This window comes from Kitasatospora sp. NPDC101176 (genome assembly GCF_044768035.1).
Taxonomy (GTDB): domain Bacteria; phylum Actinomycetota; class Actinomycetes; order Streptomycetales; family Streptomycetaceae; genus Kitasatospora.
In genome coordinates, this window is sequence record NZ_JBIWPA010000034.1 from 14,362 (window position 1) to 30,839 (window position 16,478).

The following is a 16,478-nucleotide window of genomic DNA, read 5'->3' on the forward strand; positions in this document are numbered from 1 at the left end:
GTGCGAGACTGCGGAGATGCCGTCCCCCACGCAGCGCGCCCTGGCCCGGGTGCCGGTCCGGCTGCGGCCGTTCCTGGTCCGGCACCGCAGGCTGGTGAAGTTCCTGCTGGTCGGCGGCCTCTGCTTCGTGCTCACCCTGGTGGTCGACGTCCAGCTGAAGGCCACCGTGCTGGAGCACAAGCCGGTGGTCGCGCTGACCGTCGCCACGGTGATCGGCACCGCCGTCTCCTACGTGCTGAACCGCTGCTGGTCCTTCCGGGCCGACGGGCACCGGCGCGAGGCGCTGCTGTTCCTCCTGGTCAGCGCGGTGGCGATCGCGGTGAACGACGTGCCGCTGGTGGTCTCGCGCTACGTCCTGGACCTGCGCGAGCCCTTCGTGGGCCCGGTCGCCCAGGAGGCCGCCGACTTCCTCAGCGGGATGGTCCTCGGGACCTTCGTCGCCATGCTGTTCCGGTACTGGGCGATGCGCCGGTGGGTCTTCACCCGGCCCGCCGCGCGCCCCGGTGCCGGCCCGGCCGCCGCCCCGACGGCCGGCTCCGCCCTGCTCAGGACGCCGCCCCCGGAACCCGGTTACCCTGCAACGGAGGTGCCCCGCGGGATGCCACCGGACATGCCGTAGCCCGGCGACGGACCCGGCGGCGCCCGTCGGCACGCAGGCGGGAGTGGGTGCATGAGCGCGAGTGCGATGCGCGAGCCGGAGGGCGTCCTGCCCGGGCCCGCCAGCCAGCGCGGGATGCGCCGCGCCAACCTGGCCCTGGTGCTCGGGGTGATCGCGCTCGCCCCGCGCTCGCGCGCCGAGGTGGCCGCCGAGACCGGCCTGACCAGGGCCGCCGTCTCCTCGCTCGCCGAACAGCTGATCGCCGCCGGCCTGGTCGTCGAGGCGGGACCGGCCGCCCCCAGCGGGAAGGTCGGCCGCCCCGGCACCGCACTCGGGCTCAACCCGCTCGGGCCGGGCGGCCTCGGCGCCGAGATCGGCGTCGAACACCTCGGGGCCTGCGTGGTCGACCTGCGCGGCGAGGTCCGGGCCTGGCGCCGCCGGGAGGTCCGCAACCGCGGCCGCCGGCCCGCCGCCGTGATGGCCGACCTCGCCGAGCTGCTCGGCTCGGCCGTCGCCGAGTCGGGCCTGCGACCGGCCGGGATCACGCTGGCCGTCCCCGGGCTGGTCGGCATCTCCGGCGGGGTGCTCCAGCGGGCCGCCAACCTGGGCTGGGAGGACGTGCCGCTGGCGGCGGGGCTGCGCCCCGAGCTGCGCGCGGCCGGCGCGGCGGACCTCGCCGAACTGCCGGTTGAGGCGGACAACGAGGCCAATCTGGGCGGCCTCGCCGAGCGCTGGCTGGGGGAGGGGCCGGAGCACTTCCTGTACGTCTCCGCCGAGGCCGGCGTCGGTGCGGCGATCGTCGTCGGCGGGCGGCTGCTGCGCGGGGCGCGCGGCTACGCGGGCGAGTTCGGCCACCTGCCGGTCCACCCGGACGGCCCCCGCTGCGCCTGCGGCGCGAACGGCTGCCTGGAGCAGTACGCCGGCGAGGCCGCGGTGCTGCGGGCGGCCGGGCTGACCGGGCTGCCCGGCGACTGGGTGGCGCTGCTCGCGGAGCGCGCCGAGGCCGGGCGGGAGAGGGTGCTGGCGGCGCTGGCCGGGGCCGGTACGGCGCTCGGCACCGCGGCCGCCGGGGCGGTCAACCTGCTGGACCCGGAGCGGGTGGTGCTCGGCGGGGGCTACGCCCGGCTGGCGCCCTGGCTGCTGCCGGCGATGCAGGCCGAGCTGGCCGCCCGGGTGACGGTGCGCCCCTGGTCGGACGCTCGGCTGACGGTCTCCCGGCTCGGCCGGCGCGGGCCGCTGCTGGGCGCCGCGGTGGGCGTGGTGCGCGCCGTCGTCGCCGATCCGGGGAGGCTGGCGGCCGGCTGACGGATTGGCCGGAAGCTGGCCCTGAGGCGTGGTGCGGGCCGCGCACGGCGACGCCCGTGCGCCGGCCGGGAGGGCCGGGGCACGGGCGTGGGGGCCGGAACGGCGGGGCCGGGAGGCTCAGGCCTGGTCGACCAGCTCGCGGCCGACGGTGCGCGGGCGGCGCAGGACGGCCAGGAAGGTGACGGCGACGCCGAGCACCGCCCAGACCAGCAGCACCACGATCGGCAGCAGCAGGTTGGTGGAGCCGAAGTAGGCGATCGAGCGGGCGGCCGAGGTGCCGGCACCGTTCGGGATCCAGGAGCCGATGGCCCGCCAGAACGGCGGCATCATCGGCGGCGGGTAGACGCCGCCGGCGCTCGGGTTGCCCAGCACGACGAAGACCAGCACCGCGACGCCGATGCCGACGATGTCGAACAGGCACTGCAGCGCCATGGTGAACGCGCCGACCGTGAACACCACCAGGGCGCCGAGGGCGGACAGGCCGAGGATCGAGCCGGGCAGCGCGTCCAGGACGGGCCCGGCGATCACCGTGCCTCCGATGCCGGCCGCGATCGAGTACAGCGCCAGCACGCCGAGCCGGATCGTCGCCCGCTGGGCGTTGGCGGGCTTGGAGCCGGCGCTGATGCCGAGGATCGAGGCGACCAGGTAGCCGCCGACGCACCAGCCGATGACCAGGTAGAAGCCGGAGAGGCCGTTGGTGTCGCCCTTGGCGAGCGGCACGACGTCCTCGACCTTGACCGTGCGGTTCTGGGACTTCTCCAGCGCCGTGGTGATGCTCTCGGCGGCCTTGGCGGCGGACGGGCCGCGGGCGCCGCCGACCAGCAGGGTGTCCTCGGTGCCGGCGGTGTTCACCACCAGCGCGGCGTAGATCTTCTGGTCCTTGATCTGCTGGGTGGCGGTCTCGGCGTCGGGGGCGGTGACGGCCTTGACGGCGTCGTCCGGGACCGACTCCAGCGCCTGGACGAACTTGGGGGAGACCTGCGGCGGGGCGACCACCGCGATCGACAGGTCGTGCGGGGCCGGGTGGTGCAGCGCCCCGACGTACGAGGTGATGAAACCGAGTTGGAGCAGCAGTACGGCGATCACGAGCAGCGCGGCGCGCGGGGTGACCGCTCCCTTCAGTTCGGCGACGAAACCCTGCCCCGGGGCGGCCATCCACATCTCCTTGCGTATAGGGGAAAAACGGATACTTCATACCATGAAGTAGTTGGGTTGTCGTACCCCACGCGCCGCATTCCGGCCGGTGCGGCTGCGGGATACTGGCGCCGTGAGTGACGAGGACGCCCTGCTGGCGGTGGAACGCGAGGTCGCGCTGATGTTCCGGCGGGGCCGGGCCAGAGTGGCGGAGCTCTCACGCCGGGTGCACCCCGAGCTGGAGGGTGCGGCGTACAGCATGCTCGGCTACATCGAGCAGGCCGGGCGGGTGCGGGTGACGGACGTCGGCGCCCACTTCACGGTGGGCAAGGCGACGGTGAGCCGGCAGATCCGGGCGCTGGAGGAGCTGGGTCTGGTGTCCCGGGAGGCGGACCCGCTGGACCGGCGGGCTGCGCTGGTCTCGCTGACCGCGGACGGGCGCCGGCGCTACCTGGCCGCCCGGGACGTCCGGATGCGGCGGGTGAGCGAGCTGCTGGGCGACTGGTCCCGGGAGGACGTCGACCGTTTCGCGGAACTGCTGCACCGCTTCAACGACGTGCTCGACGAGCCCACGGTGGAGTGACCCGGCCGCGGCCGGAGCGGTGGTGAGCCCGGCGGGCCCGCAGGAGGCGGGTTCCGGCCGGGCTTTACTTGTCCTTGAAGAAAGTTGCCTTAGTCAACCATTAGCCCTATGGTTGCTTAAGGCAACGATATTTAAGGATCCAGATGACCATGACCACCGAGGCCGCGACCGGCGCCGCCGCCGTCGACGACCGACCGATGACCCACCGGCAGGTGATGGAGGCGCTGTCCGGCCTGCTGCTCGGCCTCTTCGTGGCCGTGCTCTCGTCGACCGTCGTCTCCAACGCCCTGCCCCACATCCTCACCGACCTGCACGGCGGCCAGTCCGCGTACACCTGGGTGATCACCGCGACGCTGCTCACCCTCACCGCCTCCACCCCGATCTGGGGCAAGCTGTCCGACCTCGCCAGCAAGAAGCTGCTGCTGCAGATCGCCCTGGTGATCTACATCGCCTCCTCGGCGCTGGCCGGCCTCTCCCAGAACACCGGCCAGCTGATCGCCTGCCGCGCCCTCCAGGGCATCGGCGCCGGCGGTGTCACCGCGCTGGCGCAGATCTGCCTGGCCGCGATGGTCCCGCCGCGCGAGCGCGGCCGCTACAGCGGCTACTTCGGCGCGGTCTTCGCGCTGGCCACCATCGGCGGCCCGCTCATCGGCGGCGTCATCGTGGACACCTCCTGGCTGGGCTGGCGCTGGTGCTTCTACGTCGGCATCCCGTTCGCGATCGCCGCGATCCTGGTGGTCCAGCGGACCCTCAAGCTGCCGGTGGTCCGGCGCAAGGTCAGGATCGACTACCTCGGCGCGCTGGTCATCACCGCCGCGGTCAGCCTGCTGATGATCTGGATCACGCTGGCCGGCAAGAACTACGACTGGGTGTCCTGGCAGACCGCCGCGATGGTCGGCGGCGGCCTGCTGCTGGGCGCGCTCGCCGTGGTGATCGAGCGCCGCGCCGCCGAGCCGATCATCCCGCCGGACCTCTTCCGCTACCGCACCGTCACCCTCGCCGCGCTCGCCAGCGTGCTGGTCGGCGTCGGGATGTACGGCGCGACCACCTTCCTCAGCCAGTACTTCCAGCTGGCCCGCGCCAAGTCCCCGACCATGGCCGGCCTGATGACCCTGCCGATGATCCTCGGCCTGGCGCTCTCCTCCACCGTCGCCGGCCGGCTGATCACCAAGTACGGCAAGTGGAAGGCCTACCTGGTCTCCGGCACCTTCCTGCTCGCCGTCGGCTTCGGCCTGCTCGGCACCGCCCGGGTCGACACGAGCTACGGGCTGCTCTCCGTCTACATGGCGATCACCGGTGTCGGCCTCGGCCTGACCATGCAGAACCTGGTGCTCGCGGTGCAGAACACCGTGCCCCGCCACGAGCTCGGCGCGGCCAGCTCGGTGGTCACCTTCTTCCGCACCATGGGCGGTGCGATGGGCGTCTCCGCGCTCGGCGCGCTGATGAACAACAAGGTGACGCACTACCTGGCGGAGAACCTCGCCGCCGCGCACGTCCCGGCCGGGCCCGCGGCCGGCGGCGGGGGCATCCCGGACCTGCACCGGCTGCCGGCCCCGGTCGTCCCGCTGGTGACGGACGCCTTCGGGCACGGCGTCGGCGACGTCTTCCTGGTGGCCGCGCCCTTCTCGCTGCTGGCCTTCGTCACCGTCCTGTTCATCCGGGAGACCGCGCTGAAGACCCGACAGGGCTGACCGGCGGCGCCCACGCACGCGAACGGGCCGGGGAGTGTCGATGCACTCCCCGGCCCGTTCGGGCTCACCCGGCGGTCACGTCCCGCCGGTCACGCGGTCGGTCGGGTCCCGCCGGTCACTTCCCGGCGATCAGCGTCAGCCCGTAGACGACGGCCGCGGCGCAGAGGCCGAAGCAGGCGTAGGCGCCGACCAGGGCGAGCCGGCCGCCGCCCGGGCCGCCGGAGGCCTCGCCCTCGCGGGCGGCCAGGGTGGCCTCGCGGCGGGACAGGGCCAGGATGCCGAGCGCGAAGACCGCGACCACGGCGACGGTGATCCCGAAGCTGGCACCGGCGGTCTGGGCCAGGGCGTTCCACTTGATGTGCATGGCGTGTGCTCCTCAGCCTGCGGCGCTCAGGCCGCGACCGTGGTCGAGGCGGGGGTGGGGGCGTTGGCGGTGGGGACGGCCTGCGGGACCTCCACCGGGGCGGCGTCGTTGACGTTGTCCGCGCCGACGGGCTGGCGGCGGGAGATCAGCCACATCGCACCCGAACCGGCCACCAGCACGGCGCCGACCAGGACGACGCCCCAGGTGCCCTGGCGCGCCAGCAGCGCGGCGCCGCCGGAGACCAGCGCGGCGGCCGGCAGGGTCAGCGCCCAGGTGTAGACCATGCGGCGCACCATGCTCCAGCGCAGCTGGGCCTTCGGGCCGCCGAGGCCGGCGCCCATGATGCCGCCGGAGCAGACCTGGGTGGTGGAGAGGCCGAAGCCCATGTGCGAGGAGGTCAGGATGACGGTCGCGGCGGCCGACTCGGAGGCGAAGCCCTGCGGCGCCTGGATGTCCGCCAGGCCCTTGCCCATCGAGCGGATGATCCGCCACCCGCCCATGTAGGTGCCGAGCGCGATCGCGGCACCGGCCGAGACGATCACCCAGGTGGGGGGCAGCGCGCCCTTGGGCAGGGCGCCGACCGAGACCAGGGTCAGGGTGATGATGCCCATCGTCTTCTGGGCGTCGTTGGTGCCGTGCGCCAGCGAGATCAGCGAGGACGAGAAGATCTGGCCGGTCTTGAAGCCCTTGGTGGCGATCTCGGAGTCGCCCTTGCGGGTGATCGCGTAGGCCAGCTTGGTGGCGCCCCAGGAGGCGAGGCCGGCGACCAGCGGCGAGGCGATCGCCGGGATGAGGATCTTCGACACGACGGTGTCGAAGTTGACGCCGTTCATGCCGACCCCGACGACGGTGGCGCCGATCAGACCGCCGTACAGCGCGTGCGAGGAGCTGGACGGCAGGCCGCGCAGCCAGGTCAGCAGGTTCCACAGGATCGCGCCCGCCAGTGCGGCGAAGATGATCTCGGGGTGGACACCCGTCTTCTCGTTGACGATGCCGCCGGAGATGGTGGTGGCGACCTTCACGGACAGGAACGCGCCCGCGAAGTTGAGGACGGCCGCGATGGTGACCGCGACCTTCGGCCGGAGGGCTCCCGTCGCGATGGAGGTGGCCATCGCGTTGGCGGTGTCGTGGAACCCGTTGGTGAAGTCGAAGGCGAGCGCCGTGATGATCACAACGGCCACCAGGAACGAGATGTGTTCCATACCCAAACAATCGTCGTAGTTGTCGCACGGACGTTGGTGTCGTCGCGACCGTAGGTCGGCTTGGTAAACGGAAGGTGAACTGGACCGGGAATCGTGGTTCCGATGGTGGCCCCGCGGTGTCCAGCAGCTTTCGTGAGGGTGTCCCGGGCCGTGCTGAGCTGGGCATCGGCGAAGAACGCCCCGGTTCGCTCCGGTTTGCTGAGACCTGTCTCACACATCAATCGAGAATTAACCTCCCAGTCCGGGTGCGCCCTGTTTCCGGCGAGTAACCCGTGGGAGGATCGGCGGGATCCGGGGAACCCGGGGCACGGGCGGGGCGGGGAGGACGAACCCATGGGCGGGGCTGCACAGCGCACGGAGTCGGCGGGCGTACGGCCCTGGGTGCGGGCGGCACTGCGCTGCGGAGCGGCCCTGGCCGCGGCCGCGCTCGCGCTCCCGTTCGCCGCGCAGGCCGCGTACGCCGCCCCCGACCCGGGCGCGCCGGTCATCGCGGCCAGCCCCGGCGAGGACCCGCTGGCCGCCGCCAAGGCCACCCTCGGCCCGCTGCTCGACAAGCTGCACGGGCTCTACCAGAGCGCCGAGGCCGCCACCGAGCAGTACAACGGCGCCGTGGCCAAGGTCGCCGAACAGCAGGCCGCGCTCACCGACCTCCAGGGCCGCCTCGACCGCCAGCAGAAGCAGGTCGACGCCGGCACCGACATCGCCTCCCAGCTCGCCGCCGCCCAGTACCGCAACGGCGCCAGCTCCGCCTACGCCGAACTGCTGCTGTCCAAGGACCCGTACGAGGCCGTCACCATCGCCGAGCTGCTCGCCGCCGCCAGCCGCTCCCAGTCCGAGTTCCTCGACCGGCTGAAGAGCGACCGCGAGGCCCTCACCGGCCTGAAGCAGCAGACCGAGGAGGCCCTCAAGACCTCCCAGACGCTCGTCTCCGAGCAGGACGCCGCCAAGGCCAAGGTCGCCGCCGACCTCGCCTCGGTCGAGCAGCTGGTCTCCTCGCTCACCGGCGCCCAGCGCACCGAACTGGAGAAGCTGGAGAAGGAGAAGGCCGACGAGGCCCAGCTCGCCTTCCTCGCCTCCGGCGCCCTCGGCCAGGGCGAGCGCACCCCCTCGCTGGAGGGACGCGCCGCCGTCGCCTTCGCCCTCGCCCAGCTGAACAAGCCCTACCTGTGGGGCGGGACGGGCCCGGAGGCCTACGACTGCTCGGGCCTCACCTCGCAGGCCTGGCTGCACGCCGGCCGCCCGATCCCGCGCACCAGCCAGGAGCAGTGGGCCCAGCTCCCGCACATCCCGCTGAACCAGCTGCGCCCCGGCGACCTGATCATCTACTTCGAGGGCGCCACCCACGTGGCGATGTACATCGGCGGCGGCCTGGTCGTCCAGGCGCCCCGGCCGGGCGCCGTCATCAAGGTGTCGCCGATCGGCTCGATGCCGATCCTCGGGGCCGTCCGGCCCGACCCGTCCGGCGCGGCGGACGAGGCCGGCGGCGCCTGGAAGGTGCCCGCCCTGCCCGCCGGCTGGGACGCCGTCACCCCGATCGCGCCCAGCCCGGCCAACCAGGCCCCGGTGACCCCGGCCTCCGGCACGCCCGCCACCCCGCCCGGCGCCACCCCGGGCACGCCGTCCACCGGCCCGGGCACGCCCACCGGCACCGGCACGCCGTCGGGCACGGGGACGCCCACCGACCCGGGCACGCCGAGCGGCACCGGGACCACCACGCCCACCCAGACGCCCACCGGAACGCCGACCACCACGCCCACCCAGAGCCCGACCGGCACACCGACCACGACGCCGACCGGCACCCCGACGCCCACCGGCACGGGCACGCCGACGCCCACCGGGACGCCGACCGGCACCGGGACCGGCGCCCCGAGCTCCACCGGCACCGCCACCACCAGCGGCTCGGCCAGCGCCCCGGCCCCGGGCAGCGCCAGCGCGACGCTCCCGCTCGGCGGCCACTGAGCTCGGCGGCCACTGAGCACGGTGGTCCACCGGCGGGACGGTCCGGGGAACGGGACGCTTCGAGGAACGGGACGGCCGCCCGGCGCAGCGTGCGCCGGGCGGCCGTCCCGTTCCGTTCCGGGGCCTGCGCCGCTACTCCCCGCTGTCGGGCTCGAAGCGGACGACCACGGCCTTGGACGTCGGGGTGTTGCTGATGTCGGCCGTGGAGTCCAGCGGGACGAGCACGTTGGTCTCCGGGTAGTAGGCCGCCGCACCGCCGCGCGCGACGGGGTAGTGGACGACCCGGAAGTGCGGGGCGCGGCGCTCGACGCCGTCCTTCCACTCGCTCACCAGGTCCACGAACGCGCCCTCGGTCAGCCCCAGTTCGGCGGCGTCGGCCGGGTTCACCAGGACCACCCGGCGGCCTCCCTTGATGCCGCGGTAGCGGTCGTCCAGGCCGTAGATCGTGGTGTTGTACTGGTCGTGCGAGCGCAGCGTCTGGAGCAGCAGCCGGCCCTGCGGGACCTCGGGGGCGGTGAGCGGGTTGACGGTGAAGTTGGCCTTGCCGGTGGCGGTGGGGAAGCTCCGGGAGTCGCGCGGGCCGTGCGGGAGGGTGAAGCCGCCGGGGCGGCGCACCTTCTCGTTGAAGTCCTCGAAGCCCGGCACCACCCGGGCGATCCGGGCCCGCAGCGTGTCGTAGTCCGTCGCGAAGTCCTCCCACGGCAGGCTGTCCTGCGGGCCCAGCACGGCGCGGGCCAGCCGGCAGACGATCGCCGTCTCGGAGAGCAGGCCCGGCGCGGGCGGGCGCAGGCCGCCGCGCGAGGAGTGCACCTGGCCCATCGAGTCCTCGACGCTGACGAACTGGGCGCCGGCGCTGGTGACGTCCCGGTCGGTGCGGCCCAGCGTGGGCAGGATCAGCGCGCGGGCGCCGGTCACCACGTGCGAGCGGTTGAGCTTGGTGGACACGTGCACGGTGAGCCGGCAGCGGCGCATCGCGGCCTCGGTGACCTCGGTGTCCGGGGTCGCCGCGACGAAGTTGCCGCCCATCGCGAAGAACACCTTGACCTTGCCGTCGCGCATCGCGCGGATGGTGTCCACCGAGTCCAGGCCGTGCTCGCGCGGCGGCGCGAAGCGGAACTCTTTCTCCAGCGCGTCGAGGAAGGCCTTCGAGGGCCGCTCGAAGATGCCCATCGTCCGGTCGCCCTGGACGTTGCTGTGCCCGCGCACCGGGCAGACGCCGGCGCCCGGGCGGCCGACGTTGCCGCGCAGCAGCAGGAAGTTGACCACCTCGCGGATGGTGGGCACGGCGTGCTTGTGCTGGGTGAGGCCCATCGCCCAGCAGACGATGACCTTCTCCGAGGCCAGCACCAGCCGGCCCAGCTCCTCGATCTGCTCCCACGGCAGGCCCGTCGCGGCGAGCACCTCGGCGCGCTCCGTCGCCCGGACCTGCGCCTCGAAGTCCTCGTAGCCGTGGCAGTGCTCGGCGACGAAGTCGCGGTCCACGCCGTCCTGCTCCACGATGATCCGGTTCAGCGCGCGGAACAGCGCGAGGTCCCCGCCGAGGCGGATCTGCAGGAACAGGTCGGTCAGCTTGGTGCCGTGGCCGACCAGGCCGCGGGCGTTCTGCGGGTTCTTGAACCGCTCCAGGCCCGCCTCCGGCAGCGGGTTGACGCTCACGATCGTGGCGCCGGCCCGCTTGGCGCGCTCCAGCGCGGACAGCATCCGGGGGTGGTTCGTCCCCGGGTTCTGGCCGGCCACGATGATGAGGTCGGCCTGGTAGAGGTCCTTGAGGCTGACGCTGCCCTTGCCGACGCCGAGGGTCTCGGAGAGCGCCGAGCCGGAGGACTCGTGGCACATGTTGGAGCAGTCCGGCAGGTTGTTGGTGCCGAGCCGGCGGGCGAACAGCTGGTAGGCGAACGCGGCCTCGTTGCTCGTCCGGCCCGAGGTGTAGAAGGCGGCGCCGTCCGGGGTGTCCAGGGCGCGCAGCTCCTCGGCGATCAGCGCGAAGGCGTCGTCCCAGGAGACCGGCGTGTAGTGGGTGGCGCCCTCGTCGAGCAGCATCGGCTGGGTGAGCCGGCCCTGCTGGCCCAGCCAGTAGCCGGAGCGCCCGGCGAGCTCGGCGACCGGGTGGGCGGCGAAGAACTCGGCCCGGATCCGCCGCTCGGTGGCCTCCTCGGCGACGGCCTTGGCGCCGTTCTCGCAGAACTCCGCGGTGTGCGTCTTCCCCGGCTCCGGCCAGGCGCAGCCCGGGCAGTCGAAGCCGTCGGGCTGGTTGACCTTGCGCAGCGTGGCCAGGGTCCGGCGCGGGCCCATCTGCTCGGCCGCCATCCGCAGGCTGTGGCCGACCGCGGGCAACCCGGCCGCGGCGTGCTGGGGCGCGGACACTTCGGGTGCGTCCTGCGCCGGGTCGCTCTGCGGGGCCTGCTTGGCCATGACCGCTTCTCCTCGGCTCTGCTCGTCCGACGGCCGTGCCGCCGTGGCCGCCGCGCCGTCGCGGGGGCCCGGTGCCCATCCTTACACCTGGTCGAAGCCGGGGGGAGGGGCGGCCGCCGGCGTCGGTAGAGTCGGGGGGTCCAGGAGGGTGGGGGAGGGGCGCGTGCGAGTCGGTGATGTCCTCGACGGCCGGTACGAGCTGGTGGAGAAGCTCGGCCAGGGCGGCTTCGGCGTGGTGTGGCGGGCGCTCGACAACCGGATGCGGCGGCCGGTGGCGGTCAAGGTCATCGGGCACCACGGCGGCGACCGGGCGAAGGCGGCGCTGCGGTTCGTCCGGGAGGCCTGCGCGGCCGGGAACCTCTCGCACCCGCACATCGTCACGGTGCACGACCTCGGCGAGAGCGCGCTCGGCGACCAGCAGGTGACCTTCCTGGTGATGGAACTGCTGACCGGCCGCACCCTGACCGAGGTGCTGCGGGCCGGCCTGCCCGACCCGGAGGAGAGCCTGCGCTGGGCGCGGCAGCTCTGCGAGGCGCTGGCGGTGGCGCACGACGCGGGCATGGTGCACCGGGACGTCAAACCCGACAACATCATGATCACCGACGCCGGGCACCTCAAGGTGCTGGACTTCGGCATCGCCCAGCTGGACACCGGCGCGGGCGGTCTGACCACCACCGGGACGATCGTCGGCAGCCCCGCCTACATGGCGCCCGAACGCTGGACCGGACAGCGGGTGGACGGCCGGACGGACCTGTACGCCCTCGGCTGCGTCCTGGTCGAACTCTTCACCGGGGCAAGGCCGTTCGGCGGGGACTCGACGCCGGTGCTGATGTACCAGCACCTCAACGAGCCGCCGCCGGCGCTGGACCCGGTCCGGTTCGGGCTGCCGGCGGAGGTCGCCGGGCTGGTCGCCGAGCTGCTGGCCAAGGACCCGGCCGACCGGCCGGCCGACGCGCGGACCGTCGAGCGCCGGCTCCGCGAACTGGCCGGGCGCCCCGTCGGCGCGGCGGCCGGGCCGGCGGTGGTGCCCACGGTGCCGGACCGGCCGGCCCCGGCCGAGCTCCCGGCGCCGCCGAGTGCGCCGCCGAGCGTGCCGCCGAGTGCTCCGCCGGCCGGAGCGCCGAGTGCGCCGCCCGTCGCACCCCCGCCCGTGCCGGCGACCGCCCCGCCCGTGCCGCCCGTCGTGCCGCCCGCCGTCGTGGCACCGCCCGTCGATGCACCGCCCGTCGTCCCGGCCCCGCCCGCGCCGGGGGCGCCGGTGCTGTCCCCGCTCACCACGCCGCCGGTGGTCGCCGCGGCCGTGCCCGACGCCGTCCGGGCCGCCCTGCGCGAGCGGCGCTCGGCGGCCTTCCGGGCGGCGACCGCCGGCGAGTCGGTGATCCAGCTCCAGGCGGTCGCCCAGGAGTGCGTCGCCGTCCTCGGCGCCGCCGACCGCGACACCCTCTGCACCTGGCGGGACTTCACCTGGTACCTCAGCCGGGCGGGCGACCTGGACGGCGCGATCCGGCTGCTGTCGACCCTGGTGGAGGACATGCGCTCCGCGCTCGGCCCGGCCGACCCGGACACCCTCGGCGCCCGCTACCACCTGGCGTGGTGCGTCGGCGAGAGCGGCGCGACGGTGACCGCGATCCGGCTGCTCTCCGAGCTGCTGCCCGACCTGCACGTCTCCTGGGGGCCGCAGGACACCCGGGTCCTGAAGGCCCGGCACGACCTCGCGCTCCACCGGGCCAACCGGGGCGACCTGCAGGGCGCCGTCCTCCAGCTGCACGGGCTGCTGCCGGAGCTCGTCCAGGCGCTCGGCGAGCGCCACCCCAGCACCCTGCAGGCCTGGCAGGACCTGGCCGGCTACCAGCAGCGGCTCGCCCAGGCGGGGCGGCATCCGGGGTCCGGCCCGCGCCGGGGCCGGACGCCGCGGATCAGCCCGATGGAGGCGCTGGTGCTGGTGCGGCGGCTGCGGCTGTGGGACTTCGCCGACGACCGGCAGGCCCGCGCGTGCATGGACGCGCTGGACCGCGGGACCGGCCTGAAGGGCGTCGCCGACCTGGTCTTCGAAGCTCCGGACCATGTCTCCGACGAGGACCTGGTGGAGGAGATCTTCGGGCCCTGACCCCGCGGCGCCCGGAGCCCCGTCGGACAACACACCTAGGCCGCCAGCGCCGCCGCCGGCAGGGCGGCCAGCGCCCGCAGCAGCGCACGGGCGGCGGCGTCGTTCTGCCGGAACCCCGGGGAGTCGGTGCGCGGGCGGGCGAAGGCGGCGGCGGCCCGCAGGCTGGTGTGCGGGCCGAGCGCGGTGCGCCGCGGGTGCGGGGCGCCGCCCAGGGCCGGATCGAGCAGTCCGCTGTCGCCGGGGGCGATGGTGACGAGCCCCGAGCGGTGGGTGAACTCCTCGTCCGCGACCACCTCCTCCACGATCCGGCCGGCGCGGTGCAGCCCGCGCAGCACCGGGTCGAGGGTGCGGGACAGCTGGTGCTTGGGCAGGTAGGCCTCGATCAGCGCGGTGGCCGTGACGGTGTGGCCGGGCACGGTGGCGCCGGAGGCCCGCCAGGTGCCGGTCGGTTCGTCCCGCACGACCCGCACGCCCGCGCCGAGGAAGCGGACCACCCCGGCCTCGGAGAGGGCGAGCAGCTGGCGCAGTCGGAAGCCGGGCGGGCCGGAGGCGAGGTGGCTGAAGTAGCCGAAGAACCACTCGTCCACCTCCTCGGCGACCGAGCGGGCGGTGAGCCGGCCGGTCGCGAGGATCCGGGGGAGCTGGCCGAACAGCGAGAGCAGGGCGAGGAAGGCGCCGAGGTCGGCGCTGTGCGCGGGATCGGCGCGGCGGTCGGCGTCGGCGGTGACGTAGTCGCGCAGGTGCTGCTGGAGCTCCTCGGCGGAGCCGAGTTCGAGACCGGCCAGCGGGTGGTCGAGCCGTTCGAAGTCGATCCGGTCGGCCGGGTCGGGGACGGCCTCGGCGACCAGCGCGGCGAGGCCGGGGGAGTACCAGTCGAGCCGGTCGAGGCGTTCCAGGAAGACCGGCCAGGGCAGCGCGGTGCGCTCGGGGTGGGCGTGGAACAGCTCGTGGTAGTGCCCGAAGGCGATCTCCTTGGCCATCGACGGCCAGAAGTCGCGCCGGAGTTCGAGCGGGCCGTCGGTGGCGAGGACGGCGTCCACGGCGGCCGCGTCGAAGTACCGGGGGAGCGGGGCGCGCGGCCCCCGGAGCCGGTAGCCGGTCTTGGAGTGGTAGGGCACGCCGCGCCGGGAGCCGAGGTGGAGCACCGGCTCGCGGCCGGACGGGCGGTAGCGCAGCCCGCCGCCCGCGGGCTCGAAGCGGCCGCCGCGCCCCTCGGTGAGCAGGGCCACCAGGTCGACGGAGGCGAGGCCGAGGCCGCGCAGCACGACGTGCTCGCCCGGGGCGACGCCCGCCAGCCGGGCCTCCGCGTCGGCCGAGTAGGCGGGCGGGAGGTGGAAGCGGCCGTGCCGGGCGGCGAACGCGGCGTCGGCGGCGTACCGGGGGTGCGGGGCGGAGTCGAGGTGGCCGAGGGTGAGGGCGACGTGGTCGGCGGTGAGCGTGCGGTCGCTGAGCCGGACGGTCTGCGGGCCGTCCGCCGGGCCGTCGACGCCCTGGACGGTGTCCCGGTGGACGGTGACCGTGACGTGCGGCGGGAGGTCGGCGACCGCGCGGCGGAACACCCAGTCCAGGTAGGCGCTCTGGGCCCGCCGGGTGGGGAAGTCGGTGGGCGCGAGGGTGGCCAGTTCGTCCCGTACGGCGGGGTCGGCGACCTCCCGGTACGGTGCGAACTCCTCCTGCCGGGGCGCCCATTCGGCGAGCGAGGGGCCGGGGCGGACCGGGCCGTCGATGGTCGAGCGCTCGTCGGTGAACATGGTGACGTCCTCGGCCATCGAGTTCATCCGCAGCAGCGGGGACTGCTCGCTGCGCCAGATCCGGCCCGCACCGGGCGGGTGCGGGTCGACCAGGTGGACGTGCAGGGGCCTTTCCCGGGGCAGGAGTTCGGCGGCGTTGGCGGCGATCCGCTCCAGCAGGCCGGTCCCGCGCGGGCCGGCTCCGACGATCACCAGCGCCGTCATGCCGCCACCTCGCGCAGCCGGCGCAGGGCGGCCCGGGCCCGCTGCAGCGGGGTGGGCGGCAGGGCCTCCCGGCTGGCGCCCCTGGCGTAGTGCCGCTCGACGTAGTACTGGCCGACGGACAGCAGGGTGGTGATCACCAGGTACCAGAGGGTGGCGACCACCAGCATCGGGATGACCCGGTACGACTGGAGGTAGACCAGCTGCACCGAGTAGAGCAGGTCCGAGACGGCCAGCACGCTGACGATGCTCGTCCCCTTGAGCGCGCTGATCAGCATGTTCCCTGCGGTCGGCACGATGGAGCGCATCGCCTGCGGGATGACGATCCGGCGCAGCACCCGCCACCGGCCGAGCCCGAGCGCGGCCGCCGCCTCCAGCTGGCCGCGGTCGACGGAGAGGATGCCGCCGCGGATCACCTCGGCGGCGTACGCGCCCTCCAGCAGGGTGAGACCGATGACGGCGGTCAGCGTGGGGCCGATCAGGTTGACCGTCCGCACGGTGACGAACTCGGGGCCGAAGGGGATGCCGAGGCCGAGCGTCGGGTACAGCGCGCCGATGTTGAAGAAGAACAGCAGCTGGACCAGGGGCGGGGTGGCGCGGAAGACCCAGACGTAGCTCCAGCCGAGGGCGCGCAGGACGGGGTTGGCGGACAGCCGCATGGTCGCGAGGCCGGTGCCGAGCACGAAGCCGAGGGCGAGCGTGACGGCGGTGAGCCACAGGGTCAGGGTGAGGCCGTCGAGCACCGACCGTGCGGTGAACCAGTCGGCGACCACGCCCCACTGGAAGGCCTCGTTGCGGGCGATCGAGTTGACGGCCATGGCGGCCAGCAGCAGGGCGACGCCGGCGGCGAGCCATTGGCCGGGGCGGCGGCGGGCGACGATCCGCGCCCCGGGGTCGGGGCCGGGGTCGGGGTCCGGTGGCGTGGCGGGGCGGCCGGGGGCCGTGCGGTCGGGGGCGGGCAGGACGTCCGGCGGGGTGGCCATGGCGGAGGCTCCTGGCGGGAGTGCGGGCGGGCGGGGAGGTACGGGTGTGGTCACGTACGGCCGTCGCACCGGCCCGCGTCCCTCAACACGGCCGGCGCTGTGCACTGCACTCCGCGGTGATCGTACGCACGCGCGATCGACGGCTGTCAAGGGTGGGACGGGCCCGCCGGGCCGCCCGCCGGGACCGG

Annotated in this window: 12 protein-coding genes; 6 read left to right on the forward strand and 6 right to left on the reverse strand. The window is 74.5% G+C overall.

Going from position 1 to position 16,478, the window contains the following annotated elements; all coding sequences use genetic code 11:
* Positions 1-16: 16 nt before the first annotated feature.
* Both ACIRS1_RS32190 and ACIRS1_RS32195 read left to right on the forward strand, forming a co-directional pair.
* Entirely contained in the window at positions 17-619 is a 603-nt protein-coding gene (locus ACIRS1_RS32190; RefSeq protein ID WP_402845674.1) for a GtrA family protein, read from the forward strand.
* A gap of 51 nt (positions 620-670) precedes the next feature.
* Entirely contained in the window at positions 671-1,903 is a 1,233-nt protein-coding gene (locus ACIRS1_RS32195; protein ID WP_402845675.1) for an ROK family protein, read from the forward strand.
* 117 nt (positions 1,904-2,020) lie between these two features.
* Here the strand turns inward: ACIRS1_RS32195 and ACIRS1_RS32200 are convergent, their stop codons facing one another.
* Positions 2,021-3,058: an ABC transporter permease gene (locus ACIRS1_RS32200; RefSeq protein WP_387902303.1), complete on the reverse strand. Its 1,038-nt coding sequence runs from the start codon at positions 3,056-3,058 to the stop codon at positions 2,021-2,023.
* Between the two features lie 112 nt (positions 3,059-3,170).
* On the opposite strand from ACIRS1_RS32200, the gene ACIRS1_RS32205 reads away from it, so the two are divergent.
* On the forward strand, positions 3,171-3,620 hold the full coding sequence (locus ACIRS1_RS32205; protein WP_360204498.1) for a MarR family transcriptional regulator: 450 nt from the start codon (positions 3,171-3,173) through the stop codon (positions 3,618-3,620).
* Positions 3,621-3,763: 143 nt separating this feature from the next.
* Positions 3,764-5,311 (forward strand): MDR family MFS transporter, encoded by a 1,548-nt coding sequence (locus ACIRS1_RS32210; protein WP_360204500.1) that lies wholly within the window; start codon positions 3,764-3,766, stop codon positions 5,309-5,311.
* A gap of 115 nt (positions 5,312-5,426) precedes the next feature.
* Here the strand turns inward: ACIRS1_RS32210 and ACIRS1_RS32215 are convergent, their stop codons facing one another.
* Complete coding sequence (locus tag ACIRS1_RS32215) at positions 5,427-5,675, reverse strand: hypothetical protein (protein WP_360204502.1); 249 nt, start codon at positions 5,673-5,675, stop codon at positions 5,427-5,429.
* 26 nt (positions 5,676-5,701) lie between these two features.
* Positions 5,702-6,877 (reverse strand): anion permease, encoded by a 1,176-nt coding sequence (locus ACIRS1_RS32220; protein WP_402845676.1) that lies wholly within the window; start codon positions 6,875-6,877, stop codon positions 5,702-5,704.
* 333 nt (positions 6,878-7,210) lie between these two features.
* Between ACIRS1_RS32220 and ACIRS1_RS32225 the strand changes: the two genes are divergently transcribed.
* Positions 7,211-8,836, forward strand: a complete 1,626-nt coding sequence (locus ACIRS1_RS32225; RefSeq protein WP_402845677.1) for a C40 family peptidase — start codon at positions 7,211-7,213, stop codon at positions 8,834-8,836.
* A gap of 132 nt (positions 8,837-8,968) precedes the next feature.
* On the opposite strand, the gene ACIRS1_RS32230 is transcribed toward ACIRS1_RS32225, so the two are convergent.
* Complete coding sequence (locus tag ACIRS1_RS32230; protein WP_402845678.1) at positions 8,969-11,248, reverse strand: FdhF/YdeP family oxidoreductase; 2,280 nt, start codon at positions 11,246-11,248, stop codon at positions 8,969-8,971.
* Between the two features lie 163 nt (positions 11,249-11,411).
* Between ACIRS1_RS32230 and ACIRS1_RS32235 the strand changes: the two genes are divergently transcribed.
* Positions 11,412-13,355 carry a protein kinase gene (locus tag ACIRS1_RS32235; protein ID WP_402845679.1) on the forward strand — a complete coding sequence of 648 codons (1,944 nt, stop codon included), beginning with the start codon at positions 11,412-11,414 and terminating at the stop codon, positions 13,353-13,355.
* 35 nt (positions 13,356-13,390) lie between these two features.
* Here ACIRS1_RS32235 and ACIRS1_RS32240 read toward each other — a convergent pair whose 3' ends face one another.
* Positions 13,391-15,310 (reverse strand): FAD/NAD(P)-binding protein, encoded by a 1,920-nt coding sequence (locus ACIRS1_RS32240; RefSeq protein ID WP_360204515.1) that lies wholly within the window; start codon positions 15,308-15,310, stop codon positions 13,391-13,393.
* A complete protein-coding gene (locus tag ACIRS1_RS32245; RefSeq protein ID WP_402845680.1) occupies positions 15,307-16,290 on the reverse strand; it encodes an amino acid ABC transporter permease in 984 nt (327 codons plus the stop codon). Before ACIRS1_RS32245 ends, ACIRS1_RS32240 begins: the two co-directional genes overlap by 4 nt.
* Positions 16,291-16,478: the final 188 nt, after the last annotated feature.

Excerpts from the sequence above, each read along its gene's own strand:
- ACIRS1_RS32220 (WP_402845676.1), bottom strand. The coding sequence starts at position 6,877 with ATGGAACACATCTCGTTCCTGGTGGCCGTTGTGATCATCACGGCGCTC.
- ACIRS1_RS32210 (WP_360204500.1), top strand. The coding sequence starts at position 3,764 with ATGACCATGACCACCGAGGCCGCGACCGGCGCCGCCGCCGTCGACGAC.
- ACIRS1_RS32240 (WP_360204515.1), bottom strand. The coding sequence starts at position 15,310 with ATGACGGCGCTGGTGATCGTCGGAGCCGGCCCGCGCGGGACCGGCCTG.
- ACIRS1_RS32200 (WP_387902303.1), bottom strand. The coding sequence starts at position 3,058 with ATGGCCGCCCCGGGGCAGGGTTTCGTCGCCGAACTGAAGGGAGCGGTC.
- ACIRS1_RS32245 (WP_402845680.1), bottom strand. The coding sequence starts at position 16,290 with ATGGCCACCCCGCCGGACGTCCTGCCCGCCCCCGACCGCACGGCCCCC.
- ACIRS1_RS32195 (WP_402845675.1), top strand. The coding sequence starts at position 671 with ATGAGCGCGAGTGCGATGCGCGAGCCGGAGGGCGTCCTGCCCGGGCCC.
- ACIRS1_RS32215 (WP_360204502.1), bottom strand. The coding sequence starts at position 5,675 with ATGCACATCAAGTGGAACGCCCTGGCCCAGACCGCCGGTGCCAGCTTC.
- ACIRS1_RS32230 (WP_402845678.1), bottom strand. The coding sequence starts at position 11,248 with ATGGCCAAGCAGGCCCCGCAGAGCGACCCGGCGCAGGACGCACCCGAA.
- ACIRS1_RS32225 (WP_402845677.1), top strand. The coding sequence starts at position 7,211 with ATGGGCGGGGCTGCACAGCGCACGGAGTCGGCGGGCGTACGGCCCTGG.
- ACIRS1_RS32190 (WP_402845674.1), top strand. The coding sequence starts at position 17 with ATGCCGTCCCCCACGCAGCGCGCCCTGGCCCGGGTGCCGGTCCGGCTG.